At 62.9% G+C, this 25,430-nt stretch carries 25 protein-coding genes and 3 tRNA genes; 9 read left to right on the forward strand and 19 right to left on the reverse strand.

Features of this window, described 5'->3' with window-relative positions:
* Positions 1-6 precede the first annotated feature (6 nt).
* The 16 genes from queE to KSS93_RS23070 all read right to left on the reverse strand — a co-directional run bounded on the left by queE (position 7) and on the right by KSS93_RS23070 (position 12,863).
* A complete protein-coding gene (queE, locus tag KSS93_RS22995) occupies positions 7-654 on the reverse strand; it encodes a 7-carboxy-7-deazaguanine synthase QueE (RefSeq protein WP_217886122.1) in 648 nt (215 codons plus the stop codon).
* Positions 655-906: 252 nt separating this feature from the next.
* The gene (gene ybgF / locus KSS93_RS23000) at positions 907-1,716 is read right to left on the reverse strand and encodes a tol-pal system protein YbgF (protein WP_217886123.1); all 810 of its coding nucleotides are present in this window, start codon (positions 1,714-1,716) and stop codon (positions 907-909) included.
* A 6-nt stretch (positions 1,717-1,722) separates the two neighbouring features.
* Positions 1,723-2,220: a peptidoglycan-associated lipoprotein Pal gene (gene pal, locus KSS93_RS23005; RefSeq protein WP_023381906.1), complete on the reverse strand. Its 498-nt coding sequence runs from the start codon at positions 2,218-2,220 to the stop codon at positions 1,723-1,725.
* A 54-nt stretch (positions 2,221-2,274) separates the two neighbouring features.
* Positions 2,275-3,525, reverse strand: coding sequence for a Tol-Pal system beta propeller repeat protein TolB (tolB, locus tag KSS93_RS23010; protein WP_217888789.1), 1,251 nt, complete (start codon positions 3,523-3,525; stop codon positions 2,275-2,277).
* A 47-nt stretch (positions 3,526-3,572) separates the two neighbouring features.
* On the reverse strand, positions 3,573-4,649 hold the full coding sequence (tolA, locus tag KSS93_RS23015; protein ID WP_217886124.1) for a cell envelope integrity protein TolA: 1,077 nt from the start codon (positions 4,647-4,649) through the stop codon (positions 3,573-3,575).
* Positions 4,649-5,101, reverse strand: coding sequence for a protein TolR (gene tolR, locus KSS93_RS23020; protein WP_039603824.1), 453 nt, complete (start codon positions 5,099-5,101; stop codon positions 4,649-4,651). Before tolR ends, tolA begins: the two co-directional genes overlap by 1 nt.
* Before the next feature lie 14 nt (positions 5,102-5,115).
* Positions 5,116-5,811 carry a protein TolQ gene (tolQ, locus tag KSS93_RS23025; RefSeq protein WP_217839888.1) on the reverse strand — a complete coding sequence of 232 codons (696 nt, stop codon included), beginning with the start codon at positions 5,809-5,811 and terminating at the stop codon, positions 5,116-5,118.
* A gap of 2 nt (positions 5,812-5,813) precedes the next feature.
* On the reverse strand, positions 5,814-6,266 hold the full coding sequence (gene ybgC / locus KSS93_RS23030) for a tol-pal system-associated acyl-CoA thioesterase (protein ID WP_217839889.1): 453 nt from the start codon (positions 6,264-6,266) through the stop codon (positions 5,814-5,816).
* 125 nt (positions 6,267-6,391) lie between these two features.
* Positions 6,392-7,438 (reverse strand): Holliday junction branch migration DNA helicase RuvB, encoded by a 1,047-nt coding sequence (ruvB, locus tag KSS93_RS23035; RefSeq protein ID WP_217839890.1) that lies wholly within the window; start codon positions 7,436-7,438, stop codon positions 6,392-6,394.
* Entirely contained in the window at positions 7,435-8,052 is a 618-nt protein-coding gene (ruvA, locus tag KSS93_RS23040; RefSeq protein ID WP_217839891.1) for a Holliday junction branch migration protein RuvA, read from the reverse strand. The genes ruvB and ruvA overlap by 4 nt, the downstream gene beginning before the upstream one ends.
* A 108-nt stretch (positions 8,053-8,160) precedes the next feature.
* On the reverse strand, positions 8,161-8,685 hold the full coding sequence (gene ruvC, locus KSS93_RS23045; protein ID WP_217886125.1) for a crossover junction endodeoxyribonuclease RuvC: 525 nt from the start codon (positions 8,683-8,685) through the stop codon (positions 8,161-8,163).
* Between the two features lie 142 nt (positions 8,686-8,827).
* The gene (locus KSS93_RS23050) at positions 8,828-9,580 is read right to left on the reverse strand and encodes a YebC/PmpR family DNA-binding transcriptional regulator (protein WP_217839893.1); all 753 of its coding nucleotides are present in this window, start codon (positions 9,578-9,580) and stop codon (positions 8,828-8,830) included.
* A 109-nt stretch (positions 9,581-9,689) separates the two neighbouring features.
* Complete coding sequence (gene aspS / locus KSS93_RS23055; RefSeq protein ID WP_217886126.1) at positions 9,690-11,465, reverse strand: aspartate--tRNA ligase; 1,776 nt, start codon at positions 11,463-11,465, stop codon at positions 9,690-9,692.
* A gap of 92 nt (positions 11,466-11,557) precedes the next feature.
* The gene (locus tag KSS93_RS23060; protein ID WP_217886127.1) at positions 11,558-11,779 is read right to left on the reverse strand and encodes an FmdB family zinc ribbon protein; all 222 of its coding nucleotides are present in this window, start codon (positions 11,777-11,779) and stop codon (positions 11,558-11,560) included.
* Between the two features lie 93 nt (positions 11,780-11,872).
* Entirely contained in the window at positions 11,873-12,211 is a 339-nt protein-coding gene (locus tag KSS93_RS23065) for a ribbon-helix-helix domain-containing protein (RefSeq protein ID WP_217886128.1), read from the reverse strand.
* Positions 12,212-12,389: 178 nt separating this feature from the next.
* Positions 12,390-12,863, reverse strand: coding sequence for a Dps family protein (locus KSS93_RS23070; protein ID WP_023381917.1), 474 nt, complete (start codon positions 12,861-12,863; stop codon positions 12,390-12,392).
* Positions 12,864-13,148: 285 nt separating this feature from the next.
* Here KSS93_RS23070 and KSS93_RS26750 point away from each other — a divergent pair, with 285 nt between their 5' ends.
* Positions 13,149-13,742: a cold-shock protein gene (locus KSS93_RS26750; protein WP_302474049.1), complete on the forward strand. Its 594-nt coding sequence runs from the start codon at positions 13,149-13,151 to the stop codon at positions 13,740-13,742.
* Between the two features lie 19 nt (positions 13,743-13,761).
* On the opposite strand, the gene KSS93_RS23080 is transcribed toward KSS93_RS26750, so the two are convergent.
* The gene (locus KSS93_RS23080; protein WP_217839898.1) at positions 13,762-13,968 is read right to left on the reverse strand and encodes a SlyX family protein; all 207 of its coding nucleotides are present in this window, start codon (positions 13,966-13,968) and stop codon (positions 13,762-13,764) included.
* A gap of 3 nt (positions 13,969-13,971) precedes the next feature.
* Positions 13,972-14,391: an HIT family protein gene (locus KSS93_RS23085; protein WP_217886129.1), complete on the reverse strand. Its 420-nt coding sequence runs from the start codon at positions 14,389-14,391 to the stop codon at positions 13,972-13,974.
* Between the two features lie 754 nt (positions 14,392-15,145).
* Here KSS93_RS23085 and KSS93_RS23090 point away from each other — a divergent pair.
* From KSS93_RS23090 to KSS93_RS23100, 3 genes are all read left to right on the forward strand, one after another.
* Entirely contained in the window at positions 15,146-16,426 is a 1,281-nt protein-coding gene (locus KSS93_RS23090) for an OprD family porin (RefSeq protein ID WP_217886130.1), read from the forward strand.
* Between the two features lie 157 nt (positions 16,427-16,583).
* Positions 16,584-18,299, forward strand: a complete 1,716-nt coding sequence (locus KSS93_RS23095; RefSeq protein WP_217886131.1) for a proline--tRNA ligase — start codon at positions 16,584-16,586, stop codon at positions 18,297-18,299.
* Positions 18,300-18,320: 21 nt separating this feature from the next.
* Positions 18,321-19,274 carry a hypothetical protein gene (locus tag KSS93_RS23100; RefSeq protein ID WP_217886132.1) on the forward strand — a complete coding sequence of 318 codons (954 nt, stop codon included), beginning with the start codon at positions 18,321-18,323 and terminating at the stop codon, positions 19,272-19,274.
* 72 nt (positions 19,275-19,346) lie between these two features.
* Here KSS93_RS23100 and dinB read toward each other — a convergent pair whose 3' ends face one another.
* The gene (gene dinB / locus KSS93_RS23105; RefSeq protein WP_217886133.1) at positions 19,347-20,411 is read right to left on the reverse strand and encodes a DNA polymerase IV; all 1,065 of its coding nucleotides are present in this window, start codon (positions 20,409-20,411) and stop codon (positions 19,347-19,349) included.
* Between the two features lie 205 nt (positions 20,412-20,616).
* Between dinB and KSS93_RS23110 the strand changes: the two genes are divergently transcribed.
* The 5 genes from KSS93_RS23110 (at position 20,617) to KSS93_RS23130 (ending at position 25,310) form a co-directional block, all read left to right on the forward strand.
* Positions 20,617-20,693, forward strand: a tRNA-Met gene (locus KSS93_RS23110).
* A 133-nt stretch (positions 20,694-20,826) separates the two neighbouring features.
* Positions 20,827-20,903: transfer RNA gene (locus tag KSS93_RS23115), tRNA-Met, on the forward strand.
* A gap of 136 nt (positions 20,904-21,039) precedes the next feature.
* Positions 21,040-21,116, forward strand: a tRNA-Met gene (locus tag KSS93_RS23120).
* A gap of 259 nt (positions 21,117-21,375) precedes the next feature.
* Entirely contained in the window at positions 21,376-24,018 is a 2,643-nt protein-coding gene (gene mprF / locus KSS93_RS23125; protein WP_217886134.1) for a bifunctional lysylphosphatidylglycerol flippase/synthetase MprF, read from the forward strand.
* Positions 24,018-25,310, forward strand: a complete 1,293-nt coding sequence (locus KSS93_RS23130) for a virulence factor family protein (RefSeq protein ID WP_217886135.1) — start codon at positions 24,018-24,020, stop codon at positions 25,308-25,310. Before mprF ends, KSS93_RS23130 begins: the two co-directional genes overlap by 1 nt.
* The last annotated feature ends 120 nt before the right edge of the window (positions 25,311-25,430 follow it).

Raw genomic sequence — 25,430 nt, forward strand, 5'->3', positions numbered from 1 at the left:
TTTCTCTCAGCGTCCAGGTTCGTCGTTCCACAGCAGCTTGTGCAGCTGCAGCTGGAAACGCACGGGCAGGTTGTCGGCGACGATCCAGTCGGCCAGGTCGGTGACGCTCACCTGATGGTGACTGGGCGAAAACAGCACTTCACCGGCGCGTTCGGCCAGGTTGTACTGGATCAGCTTGGAGACCGCCCAATCGTAGTCCTCACGGGAACAGATGACGAACTTGACCTGGTCGTTGCGGGTCAGCAGCTCGATGTTCTCGTAGCGGTTACGGTGCGACTCCTGCGAGCCTGGGGTCTTGAGGTCGACCACGCGGCTGACGCGGGTGTCGGTGCCGGCAATGTCCAGCGCGCCGCTGGTTTCCAGCGATACGTCGTAGCCGGCATCACACAGACGCTTGAGCAAGGGCAGCGCATTGGGCTGGGCCAGCGGTTCACCGCCGGTGACGCAGACATAGCGCGGCTTGAAGCCGGCCACCTGTTCGAGGATAGAATCGAGGCTGCGGATGGTGCCGCCGGTGAAGGCATAGGCACTGTCGCAGTACTGGCAGCGCAGGGGGCAACCGGTCAGGCGCACGAATACCGTGGGCAGCCCAGCCGTGCGTGTTTCACCCTGCAACGAGTAAAAGACTTCGGTGATGCGTAATGTGTCTTGCATGGTCGCCACGGGCGTGACAGCTAAACAGGCTGTCCGCCTCCGTCAGGCACTGTCGCGGACTCGACATGGCGTTATCCGCGATAGCGTGTTTGAAAAAGGGCCAAGATTCTAACGAACAACCGGGTGGTGCGTCCACCAACGCGCCTGCGGCATAACGCGCGGCCCAGTGCAGGAGCTGGCTTGCTGGCGACTGCAGGGGGCATAAAACGAAAAAACCCGCGACGGGCGCGGGTTTGTTCATCAAGCGGTGACTCAGAGCTTTTGCAGGTCGCGCTGGGCCAGTTGCGCGGCGGAGGTGCCGGGGTACTGGGTGACGACCTGTTGCAGGATGCCCTTGACCTTGTCGGTGTGGCCCAGGCGGCGCTCGACGTCGGCCAGCTTGTACAGCGAGTCCGGCACCTTGCTGTGCTGCGGGTACAGCTGGCTGACCTTGGCAAAGGCCTGGCCTGCACCCTGCAGGTCACCCTTGGCCAGGTTGACTTCACCCAGCCAGTATTGCGCGTTGCCGGCGTACTGGCTGTTGGGGTACTTGCGCAGGAAGGCGTTGAACGCCTGGCTGGCCTTGTCGAAGTCTTTCTGCTTGATCTGGTCGAAAGCGGCATCGTAATACAGCTTTTCTTTCGCCGGATCGCCCGGCTCGCTGCTCGCGGCCGGTTGCTGCGCGGCGCTTGCGCCGGCAGCGGCACCCGTGGCTGCGTTGTTCGCACCACCGGTGGAGGAATTGTCTGGAGCCGCTGGGGCAGGCGCACCGGTACCGATACGACGGTCCAGGTCCTGGTAGCGCTCGAGGTTTTCCTGCTTCATGCGCGACACATCGTTTTGCAGCTCTTCGATGATGCCTTGCTGGCGGGAAATCTGGTCCTGCATCTGTTGCAGCTGCATGAACAGCTGACCGTTTGCAGAAGCAGGGGCCGAAGCCCCTACCCCGGCAGACGCGCCGCTCGTGCCATAACCCGCAGGTGGGTAACCACCCGAGTTGTCATCTACTACGGGAACTGCAGCCCACGCCGAAAGCGGCAGGCTGAGTGCGAGGACGGTTACAGCACGACGGCACATACGCATAAGAACTTACTTACGCAGTTCTACGCGACGGTTCTGAGCCCAGGACTGCTCGTCGTTGCCGGTGGCAACTGGACGCTCTTCGCCGTAGGAAACCAGTTCCAGCTGAGCAGGGGAAACGCCCTGCAGAACCAGGTAGCGCTGAACGGCTTTCGCACGACGCTCACCCAGAGCCATGTTGTACTCGCGGGTGCCGCGCTCGTCGGTGTTGCCTTCCAGGACAACGCGGTTGCCGTTGGCTTTCAGGTCCTTGGCGTGAACGTCCAGGGCGCGCATGGCTTCTGGCTTCAGATCCGAGCTGTCGTATTCGAAGTAGAAGGTGGTGATTGCGCGCAGGGCGGCTTCTTCGCTCAGGGAACCGTCGACAGCGCCAGTGTTGGCACCGTAGCCAGCGTTCGGGTCAACAGCGCCTTCACCAGCGTTGTCGCCGCCTTTGGAGGAGCAACCTACAGCTACAGCCATGGCCAGAGCCAGCGCAGCGAATTTACCAAACTTCAGCATTTCCATCGTGAAACTCCTAATGAAACCCCAGTGTGTTAAGCAAAACGTGTTACGCCGCAATCAGTTCAGGTAAGGGGACCAGGACGGTTCTCTGACTTCGCCTTGAGCGGTAGGAAGTGGGAGCCTCACACGGCCGTTAAGCGACACGAGCATCAAGACTCCCCGGCCCTGCTGGCGGGTGGCGTAGATTAGCATGGTGCCGTTTGGCGCAACAGTGGGAGACTCATCAAGACTGGTCTCTGTGAGAATCTTTACACTTCCGCGTTGCAGGTCCTGTGCTGCCACCTTGAAGTTGGTGAAACCCTGTTGGCGATGAATCATCACCAGGGTCTTTTCATCGGCAGACAGTTTTGGGTTGGCGTTGTAGTTGCCAACGAAAGTTACCCGCTCGGCACCACCACCACTGACCGACTGTTTATAGATCTGCGGTTTGCCGCCACGGTCGGAAGTGAAGTAAAGCGTGTTGCCATCCTTGCCCCAGAACGGCTCGGTATTGATACCGGGGCCAGCGGTGACACGGCTGATCTGGCGCGAAGCCACGTTCATCACATAGATGTCCGGGTTGCCGTCCTTGGACAGCACGAATGCCAGGCGGGTGCCGTCAGGCGACCAGGCCGGAGCACCGTTCAGGCCTTCGAAGTTGGTGATCTGCTCACGGCGGCCGGTGTCGATGTGCTGAACGAAGATGCGCGGGCGCTTCTGTTCGAACGACACATAGGCGATACGCTTGCCATCCGGCGCGAAGCGCGGCGACAGGATCGGCTCGCGCGACTGCAGCAGGGTCACCGCACGGGCACCGTCGTAGTCCGAGCGCTGCAGCGTGTAGCGGGTGTTATTGGTCGAGAAGCGCTCGGCAGTCACGTACAGCATGCGGGTGGAAAACGCACCCTTGATGCCGGTGAGCTTCTCGAACGACTGGTCGGCGATGTAGTGGGCCATGTCGCGCAGTTGGTCGACACCGCCAGCAACGCTGCCGGTCAGCACTTGCTGCTCGGTGGCGACGTTGAACAGCGCGTAGCTGACCTGCAGGCGCCCGCCTGCCGGCACGATGCTGCCGACCATGACGTACTGGGCGCCCAGGGCTTTCCAGTCGCGGAAGATCACTTCACTGGCCTGGCTCGGCAGGCTGATCATGTTCTGCCGCGGGATCGGCGAGTAGTAGCCGGAGTTGCGCAGGTCGTTGCCGATGATGTCGGCCATGTCTTCCGGCAACACGCTGCCGCCCTGCACACCGAACGGTACGACGGCGATGGGCGTGGCCCGATCGCTGCCGCTGGTGACCAGGATGTTCTTCTCTTCTGCCATGGCCATGCCCGCCACGCAGCAGAGCAAGACCAGGAGTCCTCTCAGACGTTTAATCACAACGCTAGATCCTCAGGTGTAAATGTCATCTTGAATGAACGATACGGATTGAACTCGTTCGGCTTCAAGCCCTGCATCTCGGTCAACCGACCAATGTTCTTCACCGCGGCTACCGCCGAGCTGTCGAACGGGCCGTCGCCACTGGATTTGGCCACGCTCACGTTGGTGATGGTGCCGTCCGGCAGCATGTTGATCTGCAGAACTACCGTCATGCCTTTACGCGCAGAGGGCGGACGCGCCCAGCCTTCGGCTGCTCGCATGCGGATCAGGTCGTCGAAGTCGCCGGCCACCTGGTCACCCTGCTCATCGGCCAGGGCCTGCTGGCGTTCGGTGGAGTCGGACAACAGCTCGGCCAGGGCCTGGGCTTTCTTGTCTTCCGCCGACTTGCGCGCCGCTTCCTGTGCCTTTTTCTTCTGGGCGTCTGCAGCGGCCTTTTTCTTGGCCTCTTCAGCTGCCTTTTTCTTCGCATCCTCGGCCGCGGCTTTTTTCTTCGCGTCCTCGGCTGCTTTTTTCTTCGCGTCTTCGGCGGCTTTCTTCTTCGCCTCTTCCGCAGCTTGTTTCTTGGCTTCTTCCTCGGCCTGTTTCTTGGCCTCTTCTTCAGCCTTTTTCTTGGCGATGTCGGCCTGCTGCTTTTCAGCGGCCTTCTTCGCCTCTTCAGCCTTCTTGGCTTCAGCGGCCTTCTTCTGCTCGGCGGCCTTGGCGGCTTCGTCAGCCTTTTTCGCCTCGGCGGCTTCACGGGCCTCTTCGGCCTTTTGAGCGGCGTCGGCTTTCTTTTGTTCCGCGGCCTTTATGGCCTCCTGCTCGACCTTCTTCTGCTCCAACTGCTCGACTTCGGTCTGGCGCGCGGCGGTTTTCTTCGCCTCCCCGGCAATCTTCTGATTGGTCTGGGTGGTAGCCTGGCTTTTCGACTTGAGCTGGTACAGCGTAGCCTGCACGATGGGTTTGGAGGGCGGCAGCTCGGGCGTCATGGCAAAACTGACGAACAGCAAGCCGAACACCAGCACATGCAGGCCAATGGCCCAGATACTGGGCCAGAAGTAGCTTTCCGAGGCGGATGGCTCTCGCTGTTGCATCAGGGCGCCTCGGTAATCAGGCCAACGTTACCGACACCGGCCTTCTGCAACCCGCCCATGGCACCCATGACCGCGCCGTAGTCGACAGCCTTGTCGCCACGAATGAAGACCTGGGTCTGTTTGCCCTGGTCGCGGCCGGCGGCGATGATCTTGGTCACCGCACCGGTCATTTCCGGCAAGGTCATGGCCTTGTCCATCTGCTTGTCGGTGTCGACTTCGCTGCCAAGGTTCCAGTAGTAGGTCTTGTCGGCCTTGATCGAGATGGTCAGGATCTGGACGTTGTTGTCCTGCGGCAGGGCTTCGCTGGAAACCTTGGGCAGGTCCACCTTCACGCCCTGGTTGAGCATGGGGGCGGTCACCATGAAGATGACCAGCAGCACCAGCATCACGTCGATGTAGGGCACCACGTTCATCTCGGCGACCGGCTTGCGTTTGTGGCGAACTCGGGCCATGGGTTTCTACCTGATCACTCTTCGCTGGTGTGTACTTTGCGGTGCAGAATTGCCTGGAACTCGTCGGCGAACGTGTAGTAACGGCCGATCAGAGTTTCACTGCGCGCAGCGAAACGGTTGTAGGCGATGACCGCCGGGATGGCTGCGAACAAGCCGATCGCGGTGGCGATCAGGGCCTCGGCGATGCCGGGGGCCACAGTGGCCAGGGTCGCCTGCTGGGCGCTGGCCAGGCCGCGGAAGGAGTTCATGATGCCCCACACGGTACCGAACAGGCCGATGTACGGGCTGGTGGAACCGACGGTGGCCAGGAACGGCAGGCTCTGCTCGAGTTTTTCTTCCTCGCGCGAGATGGCAACGCGCATGGCACGGCCAACGCCTTCCATCACCGCGTCAGGGTCGACACCCGGCTGCTGGCGCAGGCGTGAGAACTCCTTGAAGCCGGCACGGAACACCTGCTCGACGCCCGAGTCCGGGTCCGGGTTGCTGCCGGCCTGGCGGTACAGCTTGGACAGATCGATGCCCGACCAGAAGCGCTCTTCGAACGCGTCAAGCGCACGACGGCCGGCACGCAGCATGGTGCTGCGCTGGAAGATCATGATCCACGAGGTGACCGAGGCGGCCACCAAGGTCAACATGACCAACTGAACCACGACACTGGCATTGGCGACCAGGCTCCACATGGAGGTATGGTCGACGACGGTTGCTTCCACGCTTATTCTCCTGCGTTGGATTGAGTACCCGTGCTGTCCGCCAGGAAGGCGTCACGCAGCGCTGGGGGAATGGCCCGGGGTTTGAAAGTGTCGGCACGCACGGCGGCCACCAGAAACTGCCCTTCGCAGAGCAGCGTTTCATCTTTGCAGCGCCACACCTGCTGCACGAAACGCAGGCTGGCGCGGTTCAATTCGGTTACTTGCGCGGTCACCCGCAACTCGTCGTCCAGCCGCGCCGGCGCGTGGTAGCGCGCTTCGCTGGAATGGACCACGAACAGAAGGTTGTCACCGGCCAGCTCCAGCTGGGAAAACCCCAGGTGACGCAGGCGCTCGGTACGCGCACGCTCCATGAACTTCAGGTAGTTGACGTAGTAAACCACCCCACCGGCGTCGGTATCCTCGTAATAGACGCGACAGCGGTGTGCGAACGGTTCCAGCCCATTTTGCGCGCGCATACTCTAGTGCTTACTCCTGTGCTTGCCAATCCGCTGCGGCAACTGTTTTTGCATCGATAATGTCTTATTGCCAGCGCCGCTGCGGCGTGCCTGCGGTAGGACCACAAAAACGCCGGTTCGATCTGTCATTCGTCGTCTTGCGCCGCATATTCACCGCCCTCGCAGAAGCGCCCGGGGATGTTCAGGCCGAAATGCAGGTAGGCGTGGCGGGTGACCACCCGGCCTCGAGGGGTGCGCATGATGTAACCCTGCTGGATCAGATACGGCTCGAGCACGTCTTCGATAGTGTGGCGCTCCTCGCCAATGGCCGCCGCCAGGTTGTCCAGGCCCACCGGGCCGCCGTCGAATTTTTCGATCATGGTCAACAGCAGGCGCCGGTCGGAGTGGTCGAAACCACGCTCGTCGACATCGAGCAGGTTCAACGCCATGTCGGCGACTGCCTTGGTGATCTCGCCCTTGCCGCGCACCTCGGCGTAGTCGCGCACCCGCCGCAGCAGGCGGTTGGCGATACGTGGCGTGCCGCGCGCCCGGCGGGCGATCTCGTAGGCGCCCTTGTCGTCCATCGGCAACCCGAGAATGCTCGCCGAACGGCTGACGATGGTGGCCAGGTCGCGGTCGCTGTAGAACTCCAGGCGCTGGACGATACCGAAACGGTCACGCAGCGGGTTGGTCAGCATGCCGGCACGGGTAGTGGCGCCGACCAGGGTGAACGGCGGCAGGTCGAGCTTGATCGAGCGGGCCGCAGGGCCTTCACCGATCATGATGTCGAGCTGGAAGTCTTCCATGGCTGGGTACAGCACTTCCTCGACCACCGGCGACAGGCGGTGAATTTCGTCGATGAACAGCACATCGTGGGGTTCGAGGTTGGTCAGCATCGCCGCCAGGTCACCCGGGCGCTCGAGGATCGGGCCGGAGGTACTTTTGACCGACACGCCCATTTCGTGGGCGATGATGTTGGCCAGGGTGGTCTTGCCCAGGCCCGGCGGGCCGAAGATCAGGGTGTGGTCGAGGGACTCGCTGCGCCCACGCGCGGCCTGGATGAACAGCGCCATCTGCTCGCGCACCACCGGCTGGCCAATGTAGTCCTCCAGGCTCAACGGGCGAATCGCACGGTCCTGGACTTCTTCGCGGTCACGCCCGGAGGCGGCGATCAGGCGGTCGGTCTCGATCACTTGGTAATCATCCCTTTGAGGCTGCGGCGGATCAGCTCTTCACTGCCAAGGCCTGCCTTGTCCTTGATCGCGGCGATGGCCTTGCTGGCCTCTTGCGGCTTGTAGCCCAAAGAGACCAAGGCGCTTACTGCGTCGGCCTCGGCGGTGGATTCGCTGGCCACCGGCAGCGGGCCGTCGGAAACCAGAGTGAACATGGCCGGGGAGGTTTCCCAGGCCTTGAAACGGTCCTTGAGCTCGACCAACAGGCGTTCGGCGGTCTTCTTGCCAACCCCGGGCACGCGCACCAGGGCCGAGGCGTCCTGGGCCTGAACGCAGCGCACCAGTTCGTCCACTTCAAGCCCCGACATCAGTGCCAGCGCCAGCTTGGGGCCTACGCCGTTGAGCCGGATCAGCTCGCGGAACAGCTCACGCTCGCGCTTCTCGGCGAAGCCGTAGAGCAAGTGGGCGTCTTCACGGACCACCAGGTGCGTGTGCAGGGTGACCACCTCGCCCAGCTTGGGCAGGCGGTACAGCGTGGTCATGGGGACTTCGAGCTCATAGCCCAGGCCGCCCACATCGACAATCAGGTGCGGCGGCTGTTTTTCCGCCAGGGTACCGCGCAAACGTCCAATCACGTTCCGATCCTTCCTCTCGGGCGCCGGTCGAAAACCGGTTCACCCTATCAGCAAATGTGCCGGGTGAATGTTTCCCCCGGACAAAATGTGTATCAGCGCATGAAGCGCTTACAGACGCAAGCGCCCGCCGCGCCGCCGCGCCGTGCTCAGGCCATGGGGGATCAGGCTTGAGCGGGTGTGGGCGTGGCACAAGGCGATGGCCAGGGCATCGGAGGCGTCGATCTGCGGCTTCTTGGTGAGTTTGAGCAGGTGCATGACCATAAGCATCACCTGTTCCTTGTTGGCCCCGCCGGTGCCCGCCACGGCCTGCTTGACCTGGCTGGCGGTGTATTCGGCGATCTCAAGGCCGGCTTCGGCGGCGGCGACGATGGCTGCCCCGCGCGCCTGGCCGAGCTTGAGCGCCGAGTCGGCGTTGCGCGCCATGAACACCCGCTCGATGCCCATGGTCACGGGGCCGTGCTGGCGGATGATCTCGCTGACGCCGCGAAACACCACCAGCAGACGGTCATGCAGCTCGCCGTCACCGGTGCGGATGCAGCCTGAGGTCACGTACTCGCAGCCGCGCGCGGTCTGGCGAACCACGCCGAAGCCGGTGATGCGCGAGCCGGGGTCGATACCAAGAATCAGAGTCATAACGCCTGCATTACCAGTGCAATGTGTACCGGCCTATTCGCGGGCAAGCCCGCTCCCACAGGTTCACCTTCTCTCTGACGAGTGATGAGATCCTGCGGGAGCGGGCTTGCCCGCGAATAGGCCGCCTGGATTAACGACAACCTTAGCCCAGCGCTTCCATGATCTCGTCAGAGATCTGCGCATTGGAGTAGACGTTCTGCACATCGTCCAGGTCTTCGAGCATGTCGATCAGCTTGAGCACCTTCTCGGCCCCGTCCTGGTCCAGTTCGGCACTGGTGGTCGGCTGCATCACGATCTCGGCGTCCGAGGCCTTGAAGCCGGCTTCTTCCAGGGCGTTGCGCACCGCGTAAAAGCTGTTGAACGAGGTGAACACCTCGAACGAGCCGTCTTCGTTGGCCACCACGTCATCGGCGTCGGCCTCCATGGCGGCTTCCATCAGCGCATCTTCGTCCACCTTCAGTTCGGCGGCGAAGCTGATCTGGCCCTTGCGCTCGAACAGGTAGGCCACCGAGCCGTCGGTGCCCAGGTTGCCGCCGCATTTGGTGAACGCGTGGCGCACTGCAGCTGCGGTGCGGTTGCGGTTGTCGGTCATGGCCTCGACCATGATCGCCACGCCGCCCGGGCCGTAGCCTTCGTAGCTGAGCTCTTCGACGTTGTCGCTTTCGTTGGTGCCGGCACCACGGGCCACCGCGCGGTCGATGATGTCGCGGCTCATGTTGGCGCCCAGGGCCTTGTCCAGCGCCAGGCGCAGGCGCGGGTTGGAGGCCGGGTCAGGTCCGCCTTGCTTGGCGGCGACGGTCAGCTCGCGGATCCATTTGGTGAAGACCTTGCCTCTCTTGGCATCCTGGCGTTCTTTGCGGTGCTTGATGTTCGCCCACTTGGAATGACCGGCCATAACGACTCCAAATCCTTGAAACAGAAACAGGTTCCGCCCCGAAGGGCGGAACGCGAAGAAGACTGCGCCAAAGCGCGGGAGCGCCCTGTTACCGGGGCGCCCCGGCCGATCACTCGACCTTGGTCTGCTCACGCAGACGAATGTGCAGCTCACGCAGGGCCTTGGCATCGACCTGGCCTGGGGCCTGGGTCATCACGTCAGCGGCGCTCTGGGTTTTCGGGAAGGCGATCACTTCACGGATCGACTGGGCGCCGGTCATCAGCATGACCAGGCGGTCCAGGCCGAAGGCCAGGCCACCGTGGGGTGGTGCGCCGAACTTCAGGGCGTCGAGCAGGAAGCCGAACTTCTCTTCCTGCTCTGCCGCCTCGATGCCCAGCAGGCGGAACACCGCTTGCTGCATCTCTTTACGGTGGATACGGATCGAACCGCCACCCAGCTCGGTGCCGTTCAGGACCATGTCGTAGGCACGGGACAGAGCGGCGCCCGGGTTGGCCTCGAGCTCTTGCGGCGAGCACTTCGGTGCGGTGAACGGGTGGTGCAGCGCGCTGAAGCTGCCGTCTTCGTTCTCTTCGAACATCGGGAAGTCGACCACCCACATCGGCGCCCACTTGCAGGTCAGCAGCTCGAAGTCGTGACCCAGGCGGATACGCAGCGCACCCAGGGCTTCGCTGACCACCTTGAACTTATCGGCACCGAAGAACACGATGTCGCCGTCGACAGCGCCCACGCGGTCGAGGATGTTGTTGAGGTTGGCCTCAGGGATGTTCTTGACGATCGGCGACTGCAGGCCTTCGACGCCCTTGGCGCGCTCGTTGACCTTGATGTAGGCCAGGCCCTTGGCACCGTAGATGCCGACGAACTTGGTGTACTCGTCGATCTTGCTGCGCGGCATGCTGGCGCCGCCTGGCAGGCGCAGGGCGGTGACGCGGCATTTCGGGTCGTTGGCGGGGCCGGCGAAGACCTTGAAGTCAACGTCTTTCAATTGGTCGGCAACATCGACCAGCTCCAGCGGGATGCGCAGGTCAGGCTTGTCCGAACCGTAGCGGCGCATGGCCTCTTCGAAGGTCATGTGCGGGAATTCGCCGAACTCCAGGTCCAGGACCTCTTTGAACAGCTTGCGGATCATGCCCTCGGTCAGGCCCATGATCTCGGCTTCATCGAGGAAGCTGGTCTCGATGTCGATCTGGGTGAATTCCGGCTGGCGGTCGGCACGCAGGTCTTCGTCGCGGAAGCACTTGGCGATCTGATAGTAGCGGTCGAAGCCGGCGACCATCAGCAACTGCTTGAACAGCTGCGGCGACTGCGGCAGGGCGAAGAAGCTGCCGGCGTGGGTACGGCTCGGTACCAGATAGTCGCGGGCGCCTTCAGGGGTTGCGCGGGTCAGGATCGGCGTTTCGACGTCGAGGAAGCCGTTTTCGTCGAGGAAGCGGCGGATGCTGCTGGTGATGCGCGAACGCAGGCGCAGCTTGTCGGCCATTTCCGGGCGACGCAGGTCGATGAAGCGGTAGCGCAGGCGGGTTTCCTCGCCGACGTCGGAATATTCGTTCAGCGGGAACGGCGGGGTTTCGGCTTCGTTGAGCACGTTCAGCTCGTAACCCAGCACTTCGATGCCACCGGAGGCCATGTTCGGGTTGACCGCGCCTTCAGGGCGACGGCGCACCTTGCCGGTGATCTGCACGACGTATTCGCTGCGCACGCGGTCGGCGTTGGCGAAGGTTTCGGCGCGATCCGGGTCGAACACGACCTGGGCCATGCCTTCGCGGTCACGGATATCGAGGAAGATCACCCCGCCGTGGTCGCGGCGACGATGGACCCAACCGCAAAGGGTGATTTCCTGGCCGTCCAGGCTCTCGTTCAGTTGGCCGCAATAATGGCTGCGCATCATGATGGTGTTCGCTTCTCGTGATTCGTGTATTCGGTAAAGGTCTGGCCTGCCCAGGGGGCTAATACTGCAAGACCTGCTCGGTGCAATTCAACTCAGTCGGCCTTGTCGCCGCCTGCCAGGTTCTTTTTTGCCCCGGTCTTGAAGTCAGTCTCGTACCAGCCGTTGCCGCTCAGGCGAAAGCCGGGGACCGACAGCAGTTTCTTCAACGCGGGTGCCTGGCACGCCGGGCAATCGCTCAGCGGCGCAGCGCTGATCTTCTGCAGGGCCTCGAACTGGTGCTCGCAGGCGCCACATTGATAGTCGTAAAGGGGCATGGGTGTCTCTCGTCAACCACATCGCACGCTGCCCAAGGCAGCAAAGAGCGGGATTATATATGGTTAAGGGGAGCAGTGCAGCCCGCCCGGCGATCAGTCGGCGTCGGGTGCTTCCTGCAGCCAGGCCACGCAGATGACCCGTACCAGGCCGCTGAAATTGCGCACCCCGCCATGGCGCAGGTGCACTTCGCGGTCCAGGTACGACAACACGGCGCTGACCGAGCAGTGATTGGCCCGGGCGATGCGCTCGAGGATGCGCCAGTAGACCACCTCAAGACGCAGACAGGTGGCAAAGCCGTTCAAGCGCACCGAACGCGAGACCGGCCCGGCCTGCGCCATGTCGAAGTCGGCCCTGAACGGGTCGATACTGGGCTTGCCTGCCCGCTGCCCCTGCCTGGCACCGCCATCGACCCCGCGCACCCCGTCATTCATCGCTTTGCTCCCTGTGGCGACACGACCTTTCGCCCAAGCGAGCAGGTCAAGGACACCCATGAAGCGCTCCCGGCCGCGGCCATCCCAGCAGCAAGGCCTTCCCCCCAAACGCTCAGGCCCGCCACCTGTGAAGGTGGCGGGCCTGATTCCAGGGCGCAGCGAACGGCTCAAGCGGCAATCATTTCCCGTCGAGCAATACCCGCAACATCCAGGCGGTTTTCTCGTGCACCTGCATGCGCTGGGTCAGCAGGTCGGCGGTCGGCTCGTCACTGACCTTGTCCACCACCGGGAAGATACTGCGCGCGGTGCGCACCACTGCTTCCTGCCCCTGGACCAGCTGGCGGATCATTTCGTCGGCCGCCGGCACCCCTTCCTCTTCTTTAATAGAGGAGTGGCGGGCATAGAATGCATAAGAGCCCGGCGCCGGGAAGCCGAGGGCGCGGATACGCTCGGCAATGGAGTCAACAGCCAGGGCCAGTTCGTTGTACTGCTCCTCGAACATCAGGTGCAGGGTACGGAACGACGGGCCGGTGACATTCCAGTGGAAGTTGTGGGTTTTCAGGTACAGCACGTAAGTGTCGGACAACAGGCGCGACAGCCCTTCGACGATGGACTTGCGGTCTTCTTCGCTGATACCGATATCGATTGCCATGAAGTTCCCCTTTCCATAAGGCCTGAATGCTCAAGCGGGCGCGAGCCACTGTAGCAAGAGATTGCTTCCCGCGCATGCGCTCAGGCGCCGCACGCATAGCCGTTTGCCAGCCAACGGTTTGAGAAGCCCCCTCCTTTGCTGTTAAATAGGCAGCGTGCCACCCGTGCGGATTGTCAATGCCGGGTGCATAGGCTTGGCCAGCCACGTTTTCGCACCTACCGTTTCTGTGCACCGTGCAGCCAGCTCATCCTGTGATCGGCCTTTATCAATGCGAGCCAACTAAAAATGTTCAAGATCGTCCATCTGGTGACGGGCGTGGCTGCCTTGCTGCTATCGCTCATACCCAGCCTCAGAACCGACGCAACACCTTTGCTGCAACAACCCGAAGCCGTCTACCTGGCCTTGCTCGGCCTGCTCAACCTGCTGCTCGCCCCTGCCCTGCCGCTGTACTACAAGGGCATGCGCCAGCATCTGCAACGCGCCGCCAGCATCCTGCTGGTGGCAGCGGTGATCCTGCAGACCATCACCCTGCTGGCACGCCCGGAGCTGGGCACCCTGCCGGCACTGGCCTGCGCCATGCTCGCCACCTTGCTGCACCTGGCCGCAGGCCTGGCCCGCAGCGCGCGCAAGCCACGCGCAAGCCAGGGCGTTGCGCTGGATGCTGGCAAACGCGATACCGGCACGGTGAAGTGGTTCAACACCTCCAAGGGCTTCGGCTTCATCTCGCGCGATTCGGGTGACGATATCTTCGTGCACTTTCGCGCCATCCGCGGCGAAGGCCACCGCGTTCTGGTCGAAGGCCAGCGCGTGGAGTTTTCGGTGATGCACCGCGACAAAGGCCTGCAGGCCGAAGACGTGGTCGCGGTCTCGCGCCGCTGACCACGCCCCTCCACCACCCTCAGTAATGGGGGGGTGGAGGCTCCTCCCCGCCCCCGCCGTACTGGCCGACCATGTCTTCGTAACGCTTGATCAGCTCGGCCATCTGCAGTTGCAGGCGCTCGATCACCCGCCCCTGCTCGACCACCACGTCGTTAAGCTCCTGAATGGTGTCATCCTGGAATGCCTGACGGGTTTCCAGTTCGACGATGCGCATTTCAAGCGACATGATTCAGGCCTCCTTGAAGCTTTCGCCGAGCAGTTCGACGATACGCCGACGAATGCCTTCGACCTGCTGGTCGGTGTAACCGATAGCCGGCACCTTGCCCCATACCGGCGCCGGCCAGGCGGCGTCGCCACGGCGGCGGACGATCACATGCATGTGCAACTGACTGACTAGATTGCCGAGGGTAGCAACGTTCATCTTGTCGGCAGCGAACGCGTCCTTGAGTGCCTCGGCCAACGCCGTGCTTTCTTCCCACAACTGGCGCTGGTCGGCTTCATCCAGGTCGAACAGTTCGCTGACATCGGCACGCCGCGGCACGAGGATGAACCAGGGGTAATTGGCGTCCTTGCTCAGCAGCAGGCTGCACAACGGCAGCTCGCCCAGTAGCAGGGAATCCTGTTGCAGACGCGAATCGAGAGTGAACACGGCGAACCTCCAGAAAACAGGTGCCCGCCCATGCGGCGGGAACAGGGGGCGAAGGATACCCTGCTTTACCAGCCACCACACGGGCACGACGCGCAACCGCGCACAGCTGCACCCAAGTGGTTCACCAACACCCCTGGGCTTGCCCCGCCGCGGTAACACCGCGCTACTTTTCGCACCACAATGATGCGAACCGTCACCGTGCAACCACACAGCCGTCACACAAAACAGGCAAGTTGAACAAAGCGCGGTAACACCTTGACTTTGAAGGCAGCTCAGACAAGCGCAGCAGTGGCACACCATCAGACACCCGAAACCCCGTATTCACTGGGGTTTTCGCCCTGCCCGCTGCGGGTTTGTGAAAATTTCATCAAACGTTCGCGATTTTGAGCATGCTTGTTGCATTCGTTTGACGCCAAGTCGGCACGACACCTGCAAAGACAGGTGAGCGCGACAAATAACAACAGCGGCATCGGAGTTACCAGGGAGCCTTCAGCCCTACTTTGTGTTTACACATAAATGATGGGCGCGGCAGCGCTGGCGTTGTACACCCCAATAAAAAGGGGTGTGATTTGCGACATGGAAATAACCGTAAGCGACACGGCCATAAAGTTACCGAAAGGTTGTTTTCAGCTGTATCGCCAACAATAGTCAGCGTGATATACATTTTCGCCGACATAACAAGAAAGAGCTGCCCCTCATAATTAAAACACTGGGCGCAGCGGTACTCTTCCTAAAACCAAAGGAGCAAATCACGATGCGCGTGATGAAGTGGAGCATGATCGCCCTGGCCGTTGCGGCGGGGACTTCGCAAATGGCAATCGCCTCTTCGCAGGATGAGTCCAAAGGCTTCCTCGAAGACAGCAAGCTGAACGTCAAGACCCGTATGCTGTATTTCAGCCGTGACTTCCGTAACAACGAACGGGATGCAGACGGCAACCGCCAAAGCCGCGCCGAAGAAACCGGCCTGGGCTTCCTCGGCACCTTCGAGTCCGGCTTCACCCAGGGCACCGTGGGCTTTGGCGTCGACGCCATCGGCATGCTGGGCCTGAAAGTCGACAGCGGCAAGGGCCGCGCCGGCACCGGTCTGTTCCCGACCGGCAGCGACGGCCGTTCCCAGGACGACTACTCCAAAGGCGGTGCGGCAGCCAAGTTCCGCATCTCCGATACCGTGCTGAAAGTGGGTGACCAGTTCACCGCCCTGCCGGTCTTCGCCACCGACGACAGCCGCTTGCTGCCGGAAATGGCCCAAGGCGGCCTGATCACCAGCAACGAAATCAAGGGCCTGACCCTGCACGCCGGCCGCTTCACCAGCCTGACCGGGCAAGCCGAGACCAACCGCGACAGCCTGCGCCTGACCGAAGCTGACGTTCTGGGCGGCACCTACGCCTTCACCGACAGCCTGACCACCAGCCTGTACTACTCGAAGGTCGAAGACTACTGGCGCAAATACTACGCCAACGTCAACTGGGCACTGCCGATCTCGGACAAGCAAGGCCTGGTGTTCGACTTCAACATCTATGACACCAAGAGCGATGGCTCGGGCAAGGTTCGCGCCTTCGACGGCGACAAACTGGACAACCGCGCGTTCAGCCTCTCGGCCGCCTACAACGTTGGCGCCCACACCTTCACCCTGGCTTACCAGAAAGTCACCGGTGACGGCGACTACGCCTATGGCGTGGACGGCGGCGGCACCGTGTTCCTGGCCAACTCCATCGCCCGCTCCGACTTCAACGCCGAAGACGAGAAGTCCTGGCAGGCTCGCTACGACCTGAACTTCGCCGAATACGGCATCCCGGGCCTGTCGTTCATGACCCGTTATGCCCGCGGCACTGGTGCCAACGTAGAAGGCACCAACAACGGCAAGGAATGGGAACGCGACATCGACGTCAAGTACGTGCTGCAAGAAGGCCCGGCCAAGGACCTGAGCTTCCGCGTACGCCAGGCCACCTACCGTTCGGCCGACGGCGTCTACTACGGCTCCCCGTCGCTGGACGAGCTGCGCCTGATCGTCGAGTACCCGCTGAGCATCCTGTAAGCCAAGGGCTTCAGTACTCGGCACCTGAAGAAGCCCGGCGATCGCCGGGCTTTTTCTTGGCTGACATAAATGCACAACTGCTGCATTCTGTACGCCTTCGTTCCGCCCCCGTACAATGCGGGGTCATTTCACATTCAGGCAATCGACACGGCTCCCCATGCGCACCAGTCAATATTTGCTCGCCACCCAAAAAGAAACCCCGGCCGATGCAGTGGTCATCAGCCACCAGCTCATGCTGCGCGCCGGCATGATCCGCAAGCTGGCCTCCGGCCTGTACACCTGGCTGCCGATGGGCCTGCGGGTGATGCGCAAGGTCGAGAACGTGGTACGCGAGGAAATGAACGCCGCCGGCGCCCTGGAAGTGCTGATGCCGAGCATCCAGCCAGCAGAGCTGTGGCAGGAGTCCGGCCGCTGGGAGCAGTACGGCCCCGAGCTGCTGCGCCTGAAGGACCGCCATCAGCGTGACTTCTGCGTCGGCCCGACCCACGAAGAAGTCATCACCGACCTGGCCCGCAACGAGCTGTCCAGCTATAAACAGCTGCCGCTCAACATGTACCAGATCCAGACCAAATTCCGCGACGAGATCCGCCCACGCTTCGGTCTGATGCGCGGCCGCGAATTCATCATGAAGGACGCCTACTCCTTCCATGCCGACCAGGCTTCCCTGCAGGAAACCTACGACCGCATGCACCAGGCGTACAGCAACGTGTTCACCCGCCTGGGCCTGGACTTCCGCCCCGTGCAGGCCGACACCGGCTCGATCGGTGGCAGCTATTCCCACGAGTTCCACGTGCTGGCTTCGTCCGGCGAAGACGACGTGATCTTCAGCGACAGCTCCGACTACGCCGCCAATATCGAGAAGGCCGAAGCCATCCCGCGTGAAACCGTGCGCCCGGCCCCTGCCGAGGAGCTGCGCCTGGTCGATACGCCGCAGGCCAAGACCATTGCCGAACTGGTCGAAAACCACAACCTGCCGATCGAGAAGACCGTCAAGACCCTGATCGTGCGCGGCGCCGAAGAGGGCAAGTTGATCGCCCTGGTGGTACGCGGCGACCACGAACTCAACGAAATCAAGGCCACCAAGCTGGAACAGGTTGCCGACCCGCTGGTCATGGCTACCGAAGCCGACCTGCGTAACGCCATCGGTGCAGGCGCAGGCTCACTGGGCCCGCTGAACCTGCCGCTGGAATGCATCATCGACCGCTCGGTCGCCCTGATGAGCGACTTCGCTGTCGGCGCCAACATCGACGACAAGCACTACTTCGGCGTGAACTGGGAGCGCGACCTGCCGGTCCCGCAGGTTGCCGACATCCGCAACGTCGTCGAAGGCGACCCGAGCCCGGACGGCCAGGGCACCCTGGTGATCAAGCGCGGCATCGAAGTGGGCCACATCTTCCAGCTCGGCACCAAGTACAGCGAGGCGCTCAAGTGCCAGGTACTGGGTGAAAACGGCAAGCCGGTGGTGCTGTCCATGGGCTGCTACGGCATTGGCGTGTCCCGCGTGGTTGCTGCTGCCATCGAGCAGAGCTACGACGACAAGGGCATCATCTGGAACGATGCCCTGGCGCCCTTCCAGATCGCCCTGGTGCCGCTGCGCTACGAAACCGACGTGGTCCGCGAGGCCACCGACAAGCTGTACGCCGAACTGACCGCTGCGGGCTTCGAAGTACTGCTGGACGATCGTGACAAGAAGACCAGCCCCGGCATCAAGTTCGCCGACATGGAGCTGATCGGCATCCCGCACCGCATCGTCGTCAGCGACCGCGGCCTGGCCGAAGGCAACCTGGAATACAAGCACCGCACCGAGCAGGATGCGCAGGCACTGCCGCTCAATGAAGTGCTGACCTTCCTGCAGGCCCGTATCCGCCGCTGATAACCCGTTGCGCGAGTGATCATGTCCAAGCGAAGTACCTACACCCTGGGGGGCGCCGCACTGTGCGGTGCCCTGTTCCTCACAGGCTGCGCCAACCATATGTCGCAGCGCAGCGACCATGAGGAGCGCGTCGAGCGCAAACTGCTCGAACACACCCTGCAGATCGACATCGGCGAGCCGAAGGTGATGGAGCTTCCGCAGCGGCGCGTGCGCATTCACGAACAGAAGCGCTTCGAGGTCACCGAGTTCGAGGTGACCCGCCGTTACGACCGCTACACGCCCTACCAACCCTGGCGGGAGATCTACGAGATCCCGCTGGGCGCGGTGGCGGTGGTCGCCGGCGTCGGCGCCAACGTGGTCAACGTGTTCGCCCTGGGTAACCTGCCCGACAGCGTGACCCACGACTGGCTCAGCTATGGCGTGGCCGGGCTCAACCCGTTCATGAACGTGCAGTCCAACGGCCGCGCCCAGCAGAACCTGGCCGGGATCGACGAAGTCGAGAAAGGCAAGCGTGAGGAATTCACCAGCCTGCCGTGGAACGAGCGACTGGTGGAGGTCAAGGCCGGCAAGATGACCCACGAGCTGACCACCGACAAGAACGGCGTGCTGCGCCTGAACCTGTTGGACAGCCCGTTCTCCGAGCAGAACCTCAACCACGTCGGCACCTTGCACCTGCAGGTGGTCGACGAGGATAACGGCGTACGCGGCGATGCCAGCCTGCTGGTCAGCGGCAATCTGCGCGGCAAGCTGCTCGAAGCCCATGAGCTGATCTTCGACGACCTCGAAGATGACGACGTCGGCCAGTGGGTACACCGGGTCAAGCGCCTGTCGGAGCTGGGCCTGGAAGAAGAAGCCAGCGAGCTGGAGCAGAGCCTGATCGAGCTGACCCGCAACGACCCGGAGTTGCAGCAGGAGTTCGTCAAAAGCCTGACCAAGGCCACCGGGCGACTGGTGGCAGACCCGGGCGTACAGTAATCGCCTGCAACGACCTCATCGCCGACAATCCGGCTCCGACAAGGGGGCGGCACCTTGTCGGCGATGAGACCGTTACAACTCCCCGAACAGCTCCAGCTGTTCATGAGCCCCGCGCAAATCCCGCAACCTCACCCCTACCCCCAACAGCCGTACCGGCTTGCCGCCCCGGGCAAACGCCTGGCTGAGCAACTGTCGGTAACTGTCCAGGTCACGCCCTGCCCCGGCCTGCTCCATGGTCGTCTGGCTGAAGTCGTGGAACTTCACCTTCACGAAGGGTTTGTCCGGGCGGTAACTGCTGTCCATGCGGGCAATCCGTTCGTTCAGGCTCGCCAGCAGGTCGGGCAGCTTCTCAAGGCAGCTGGGCAAGTCTGGCAGGTCATGGTCGTAGGTGTTCTCCACGCTGACCGATTGCCGACGGCTATCGTTGTGCACCGCACGCTCGTCGATACCCCGCGCCAGCCCCCACAAGCGCTCACCGAAACTGCCGAACTCGCGCACCAGCGCCAGCCGTGACCATTCGCGCAGCGACAGGCAGGTATCAATACCCAGGCGCGAGAGCTTCTCGGCCGTCACCTTGCCTACACCATGCAGGCGGGCGACCGGCAACTCGGCAACGAAGGCTTCCACCTGATCGGGCGTGATGACAAACAGGCCGTTGGGCTTGCGCCAGTCGCTGGCGATCTTGGCCAGGAACTTGTTGGGGGCGACCCCTGCTGACACCGTGATATGCAATTGCCGGGCGACCCGTTTGCGGATGTCTTCGGCGATGCGCGTGGCGCTGCCGGCAAACCACTGGCTATCGGTGACATCCAGGTAAGCCTCGTCCAACGACAGCGGCTCGATCAGGTCGGTGTAATCACGAAAGATCGTATGGATCTCCCGCGAGGCTTCTTTATAGGCTTCGAAACGCGGTTTGACGATTTCAAGGTCAGGGCACAGCTTCAATGCATGCCCCGACGCCATCGCCGAACGCACGCCGTAAGCCCGCGCCTCGTAGTTGCAAGTGGCAATGACGCCACGCTGGCCCGGCTGACCGCCCACAGCCATGGGCCGGCCGGCCAGGCGCGGGTCATCACGCATCTCGATGGCTGCGTAGAAACAGTCACAATCAATGTGGATGATCTTGCGCTGGGGCATGGACGACAGGCACTACTGTAAATTCATACAGATAGTACTCCATGCACCTACCTGCGAAACAGCCTGCCAGCGATAATCGGCCTGCAAGCCCCGCCAGCACTGAGCCGCCTGCAGATTCGGCACGCTAACAGATTGAACGAAAAAGAGTTTTTTCGATTTATTGCTTGACACAGGGAAGCAAATCCGTAGAATTCGATCTCACAGGCGCGGGATGGAGCAGCCTGGTAGCTCGTCGGGCTCATAACCCGAAGGTCGTCGGTTCAAATCCGGCTCCCGCAACCAGATTCAAGAAAAGGCCACTGTTTCGACAGTGGCCTTTTTTATTGCCTTGAGATTACCCTTACGAGATTTCTCCGCCAAATCAAACATTAACGCTTGACACCTGGCCAGGTATCCGTAGAATGCGCACCTCTGACGCGGGATGGAGCAGCCTGGTAGCTCGTCGGGCTCATAACCCGAAGGTCGTCGGTTCAAATCCGGCTCCCGCAACCAGATTCAGTAAAAAAGGCCACTGTTTCGACAGTGGCCTTTTTTATTGCCTTGAAGATTACCCCTGCGAGAATTCTCTGCTAAATCAAGCATTAACGCTTGACACTTGGCCAGGTACCCGTAAAATGCGCACCTCTGACGCGGGATGGAGCAGCCTGGTAGCTCGTCGGGCTCATAACCCGAAGGTCGTCGGTTCAAATCCGGCTCCCGCAACCATATTCGTCAGAACAAACCCCGCCTATCGCAAGATGGCGGGGTTTGTTGCATCTGGCCGTTGCCCTTCTCGTCGCACTTCCCCCTCCCCTCGCGCCCCGCCTTGTCCTGCGGTGCCTCCGCTCGCCTGGATGAACTATCTTTAACTAACCTGAAACAGATTAACCACTCGGCCCGGAGTAATATCTGGACTCGTTTTCCAAAGGGACTTTCACTTGGCCGTAACCTGCCTTCACCTCGCGCGCACCGCACGAGGTACCCGATGACCGCCCCCACTCCCGACACCCAGGCTCCGCTCACCGAAGCACTGCCTGCGGCTGCGCAGCACCTGCCCTGGCTGGAACGCCTGAGCAAGTACCGTCAGCCCCTGGGCCTGGGCCTGACCCTGGTGCTGTTCGCCATGGGCCTGATTGCCTGCCGCCACCTGTTGAGCGAGCTGGATATCTATGCCCTGCACGACGCGATCCTCAGCGTGCCGGTCAAGTCGCTGCTCGGTGCACTACTGGCCACCGTGGTCGGCTTCGTGATCCTGCTGGGTTATGAATGGTCGGCCACCCGCTACGCCGCAGTGCAGCTACCACCACGCACCCTGCTGCTGGGCGGCTTCAGCGCCTTCGCCATTGGCAATGCCATCGGCCTGTCGATGCTGTCGGGGGGCTCGGTACGCTATCGCCTGTATGCACGCCAAGGGCTCGGCGCCGCCGAGGTGGCGCGCATGACTGTGTTCGCCAGCTTGTCCCTGGGCTGCGCGCTGCCACCCCTGGCCGCTATCGCCACCCTCAGCGACCTGCCGGGCGCCGCCACCGCCCTGCGCCTGCCGGCACCACTGCTGGGCGGTATCGCCGTGGCCGTGCTGGTGCTGACCGTGGCCCTGGTGATCGGCCTGAGCCGCCGTCGCCTGGCCGAGCAGCCGCTGGCCGACAGCTTGCTGGTGCAGTTCGGCCGGCGCACCCTGCGCCTGCCCAACGGCCGCCTGGCAGCGCTGCAACTGCTGATCACCGCGCTAGATGTCGCCGCCGCCGCCACCGTGCTGTATATGCTGCTGCCCGAAGCACCGCCCTTCGGCGCCTTCGTGCTGGTCTACCTGCTGGCCCTTGCGGCGGGCGTGCTCAGCCATGTGCCAGGTGGCGTCGGCGTGTTCGAGGCCATTCTGCTGGCCGCCTTCGCCAACCAACTGGGCGCCGCCCCCCTGGCCGCCGCGCTACTGCTGTACCGGCTGATCTACGTGGTGCTACCACTGCTGCTGGCTTGCGTGCTGCTGCTGGCCAATGAAGCCCGCCGGCTCTTGTTCGCCCAGCAAGCGATCCGTGCCGCTTCCGGCCTGGCCGCCCCGGTGCTGGCGATTCTGGTGTTCCTGTCGGGCGTGGTACTGCTGTTTTCCGGCGCCACCCCGGAGATCGACAGTCGCCTGGAGCACATGGGCTTTCTGATCCCGCACCGTCTGATCGACGCTTCGCACTTCGGCGCCAGCCTGATCGGCGTGCTGTGCCTGCTGCTCGCCCAAGGCCTGCGCCGACGCCTGTCGGCGGCTTGGCTGCTGACCACCGTATTGCTGCTGGTGGGCGCGTTGCTGTCGCTGCTCAAGGGCTTCGACTGGGAAGAAGCCACCCTGATGTGCTTCACCGCTGCCCTGCTGGCGCTGTTCCGCCGCTCGTTCTACCGCCCCAGCCGGCTGCTGGAGCTGCCGTTCTCACCGGTTTACCTGGTGGCCAGCGCCTGCGTGGTCGGCGCCTCGGTGTGGCTGCTGCTGTTTGCCTACCAGGACGTGCCCTACACCCATAAGCTGTGGTGGCAGTTCACCCTCGACGCCGATGCCCCGCGTGGCCTGCGCGCGGCACTAGGCAGCGCAGTATTGCTGGTGATCGTCGCCCTGACCTGGCTGCTGCGCACCGCCCGCCCGGTGATCCACCTGCCTACCGAAGACGAGCTGCAGCGTGCCAACCGCATACTGCTGGCATCCGACCAGCCCGATGGCGGCCTGGCCCTGACCGGCGACAAGGCGCTGCTGTTCCACCCCAGCGACAATGCCTACCTGATGTACGGCCGCCGTGGCCGCAGCCTGGTGGCCCTGTACGACCCGATCGGCCCGGCCCAGGAGCGCGCCGAAATGATCTGGCAGTTCCGCGACCTCTGCGACCTGCACCACGCCCGCCCGGTGTTCTACCAGGTACGCGCCGAGAACCTGCCGTTCTACATGGACATCGGCCTGACCGCGATCAAGCTGGGCGAAGAGGCCCGGGTCGACCTGCGCCGCTTCGACATCGAGGCCAAGGGCAAGGAGATGAAAGACCTGCGCTACACCTGGAACCGCGGTGGGCGCGATGGCCTGAGCCTTGAGATCCACGAACCCGGCCATGCACCGCTGGCAGAGCTCAAGGAAATCTCCGACGCCTGGCTAACTGGCAAGAACGTGCGCGAGAAAGGCTTCTCGCTGGGCCGCTTCAGCCCCGAGTACCTGCAGCATTTTCGCATTGCGCTGATCCGCTTCCAGGGCCGCCCGGTGGCCTTCGCCAACCTGCTGGAAACCCACAGCAACGAGCTGGCCAGCCTGGACCTGATGCGCGCCCACCCCGAGGCGCCGAAGCTGACCATGGAATTCATGATGGTTGGCCTGATTCTTCACTACAAGAGCCATGACTATGGCCGTTTCAGCCTGGGGATGGTCCCCCTTTCCGGCTTGCAGCCGCGCCGCGGCGCACCCTTGACCCAGCGCCTGGGTTCGATGGTGTTCCAGCGCGGTGAACAGCTTTACAACTTCCAGGGCCTGCGGCGCTTCAAGGACAAGTTCCAGCCGGACTGGGAACCCCGCTACATGGCCGTGCCGGCCGGGCTCGACCCGCTGGTGGCACTGGCCGATACCGCTGCCCTGATCGCTGGCGGCCTGACTGGATTGGTGAAACGTTGATGATCCGACGCTATTGGCTGTACCTACTGATTCCCCTGGTGCTGGCCGCTGCGGCCGGGGCCACGGCCTTCTGGCTGTGGACCCGCCCGGCACCCGAGGCGCGCCTGGAGCACCTGACCCTGAACGACGGCAGCAGCCTGACCCGCGCCACACCCGCCGTACACGCCAAAGCCCGGGTGGCCATCGGCGTACCTCAGGAGCAGGCGCTCTCCGACAAACAGCTGCTGGACCTGAGCCAGGCCGGCGAAGCCCAGCTGGTGCAGGTGATCCTGCCGGCTGCCGACTGCAGCAAACAGCAGGTGGCAATGGACCAGGCCCTGGTCCAGCTGGCCGACAAGCCCACCGTGGTTGCCGGTATCGGCCCAGGCGCTGCCCAGGCCTGGCGCTGGCTGGCTGGCCAGACCGACGACAAGGCCCGGGCCATTTCGGTCGACTTCAACCTCGAGCAACCCGGTTGTCAGGTCGCGCTGCCCAAGTCTGCGGCCCACGGCCACTGGAACGTGGCCTGGAACGACAATCCGGACGACGCCAGCGCTGCCTTCGTGCGCGACCAGGCCAACGCCGAGACCAGCATCGCCGACTACGACATCCACCTGCCCCAGGTGCTCAAGGCCCAGCTGACCCAGGCCCTGGTCGGCCAGGACGGCAACGCCCTGGCCATTCCGGTGGTCGAGGTGCCCGCCGGGCAGACCACCGACACTGTCACCCTGTTCCTCTCCGGTGATGGCGGCTGGCGCGACCTGGACCGTGACGTGGCCGGCGAGATGGCCAAGCTTGGTTACCCGGTGGTAGGCATCGACACCCTGCGCTACTACTGGCAGCACAAGACCCCGGAGCAAAGCGCGGCCGACCTGTCCGAACTGATGCAGCACTACCGCCAGAAGTGGGGTACCAAGCGCTTCGTGCTGACCGGTTACTCGTTCGGCGCCGACGTGCTGCCGGCCATCTACAACCGCCTGCCTGAAGAAGACCAGAAGCGCATCGACGCGGTAATGCTGCTGGCCTTCGCCCGCAGTGGCAGCTTCGAAATCGAGGTTGAGGGCTGGTTGGGCAAGGAAGGACAGGAAGCACCGACCGGCCCGGAAATGGCCCGTCTGCCGGCAGCGAAAGTGGTGTGCATCTACGGTGTGGAAGAAACCGACGAAAGCGGTTGCACCGACAAGACCGCAGTGGGCGAGCGCATGAAGCTGCCTGGCGGGCACCACTTCGACGAGAACTACCCGGCCCTGGCCAAGCGCCTGATCGACGAGATCGAGACCCGCCAGGGCAAGTCCAGCGTCGCTGAGAAGTGATGTAAAGGGGACCGCAATGCGGCCCTTGGCGGGTAAGCCCGCTCCCACAGGGATCGCAAGCCTGCAAACCAGCGCATACCTGTAGGAGCCGGCTTGCCGGCGATGAGGCCCGCACAGCTA

Origin of the sequence: Pseudomonas xanthosomatis, from assembly GCF_019139835.1 — a bacterium.
Lineage (GTDB): Bacteria > Pseudomonadota > Gammaproteobacteria > Pseudomonadales > Pseudomonadaceae > Aquipseudomonas > Aquipseudomonas fakonensis.

Excerpts from the sequence above, each read along its gene's own strand:
- queE (WP_217886122.1), bottom strand. The coding sequence starts at position 654 with ATGCAAGACACATTACGCATCACCGAAGTCTTTTACTCGTTGCAGGGT.
- ybgF (WP_217886123.1), bottom strand. The coding sequence starts at position 1,716 with ATGCGTATGTGCCGTCGTGCTGTAACCGTCCTCGCACTCAGCCTGCCG.
- pal (WP_023381906.1), bottom strand. The coding sequence starts at position 2,220 with ATGGAAATGCTGAAGTTTGGTAAATTCGCTGCGCTGGCTCTGGCCATG.
- tolB (WP_217888789.1), bottom strand. The coding sequence starts at position 3,525 with ATGGCCATGGCAGAAGAGAAGAACATCCTGGTCACCAGCGGCAGCGAT.
- tolA (WP_217886124.1), bottom strand. The coding sequence starts at position 4,649 with ATGCAACAGCGAGAGCCATCCGCCTCGGAAAGCTACTTCTGGCCCAGT.
- tolR (WP_039603824.1), bottom strand. The coding sequence starts at position 5,101 with ATGGCCCGAGTTCGCCACAAACGCAAGCCGGTCGCCGAGATGAACGTG.
- ybgC (WP_217839889.1), bottom strand. The coding sequence starts at position 6,266 with ATGCGCGCGCAAAATGGGCTGGAACCGTTCGCACACCGCTGTCGCGTC.
- ruvC (WP_217886125.1), bottom strand. The coding sequence starts at position 8,685 with ATGACTCTGATTCTTGGTATCGACCCCGGCTCGCGCATCACCGGCTTC.
- KSS93_RS23050 (WP_217839893.1), bottom strand. The coding sequence starts at position 9,580 with ATGGCCGGTCATTCCAAGTGGGCGAACATCAAGCACCGCAAAGAACGC.
- aspS (WP_217886126.1), bottom strand. The coding sequence starts at position 11,465 with ATGATGCGCAGCCATTATTGCGGCCAACTGAACGAGAGCCTGGACGGC.
- KSS93_RS23060 (WP_217886127.1), bottom strand. The coding sequence starts at position 11,779 with ATGCCCCTTTACGACTATCAATGTGGCGCCTGCGAGCACCAGTTCGAG.
- KSS93_RS23065 (WP_217886128.1), bottom strand. The coding sequence starts at position 12,211 with ATGAATGACGGGGTGCGCGGGGTCGATGGCGGTGCCAGGCAGGGGCAG.
- KSS93_RS23070 (WP_023381917.1), bottom strand. The coding sequence starts at position 12,863 with ATGGCAATCGATATCGGTATCAGCGAAGAAGACCGCAAGTCCATCGTC.
- KSS93_RS26750 (WP_302474049.1), top strand. The coding sequence starts at position 13,149 with ATGTTCAAGATCGTCCATCTGGTGACGGGCGTGGCTGCCTTGCTGCTA.
- KSS93_RS23080 (WP_217839898.1), bottom strand. The coding sequence starts at position 13,968 with ATGTCGCTTGAAATGCGCATCGTCGAACTGGAAACCCGTCAGGCATTC.
- KSS93_RS23090 (WP_217886130.1), top strand. The coding sequence starts at position 15,146 with ATGCGCGTGATGAAGTGGAGCATGATCGCCCTGGCCGTTGCGGCGGGG.
- KSS93_RS23095 (WP_217886131.1), top strand. The coding sequence starts at position 16,584 with ATGCGCACCAGTCAATATTTGCTCGCCACCCAAAAAGAAACCCCGGCC.
- KSS93_RS23100 (WP_217886132.1), top strand. The coding sequence starts at position 18,321 with ATGTCCAAGCGAAGTACCTACACCCTGGGGGGCGCCGCACTGTGCGGT.
- dinB (WP_217886133.1), bottom strand. The coding sequence starts at position 20,411 with ATGCCCCAGCGCAAGATCATCCACATTGATTGTGACTGTTTCTACGCA.
- mprF (WP_217886134.1), top strand. The coding sequence starts at position 21,376 with ATGACCGCCCCCACTCCCGACACCCAGGCTCCGCTCACCGAAGCACTG.
- KSS93_RS23130 (WP_217886135.1), top strand. The coding sequence starts at position 24,018 with ATGATCCGACGCTATTGGCTGTACCTACTGATTCCCCTGGTGCTGGCC.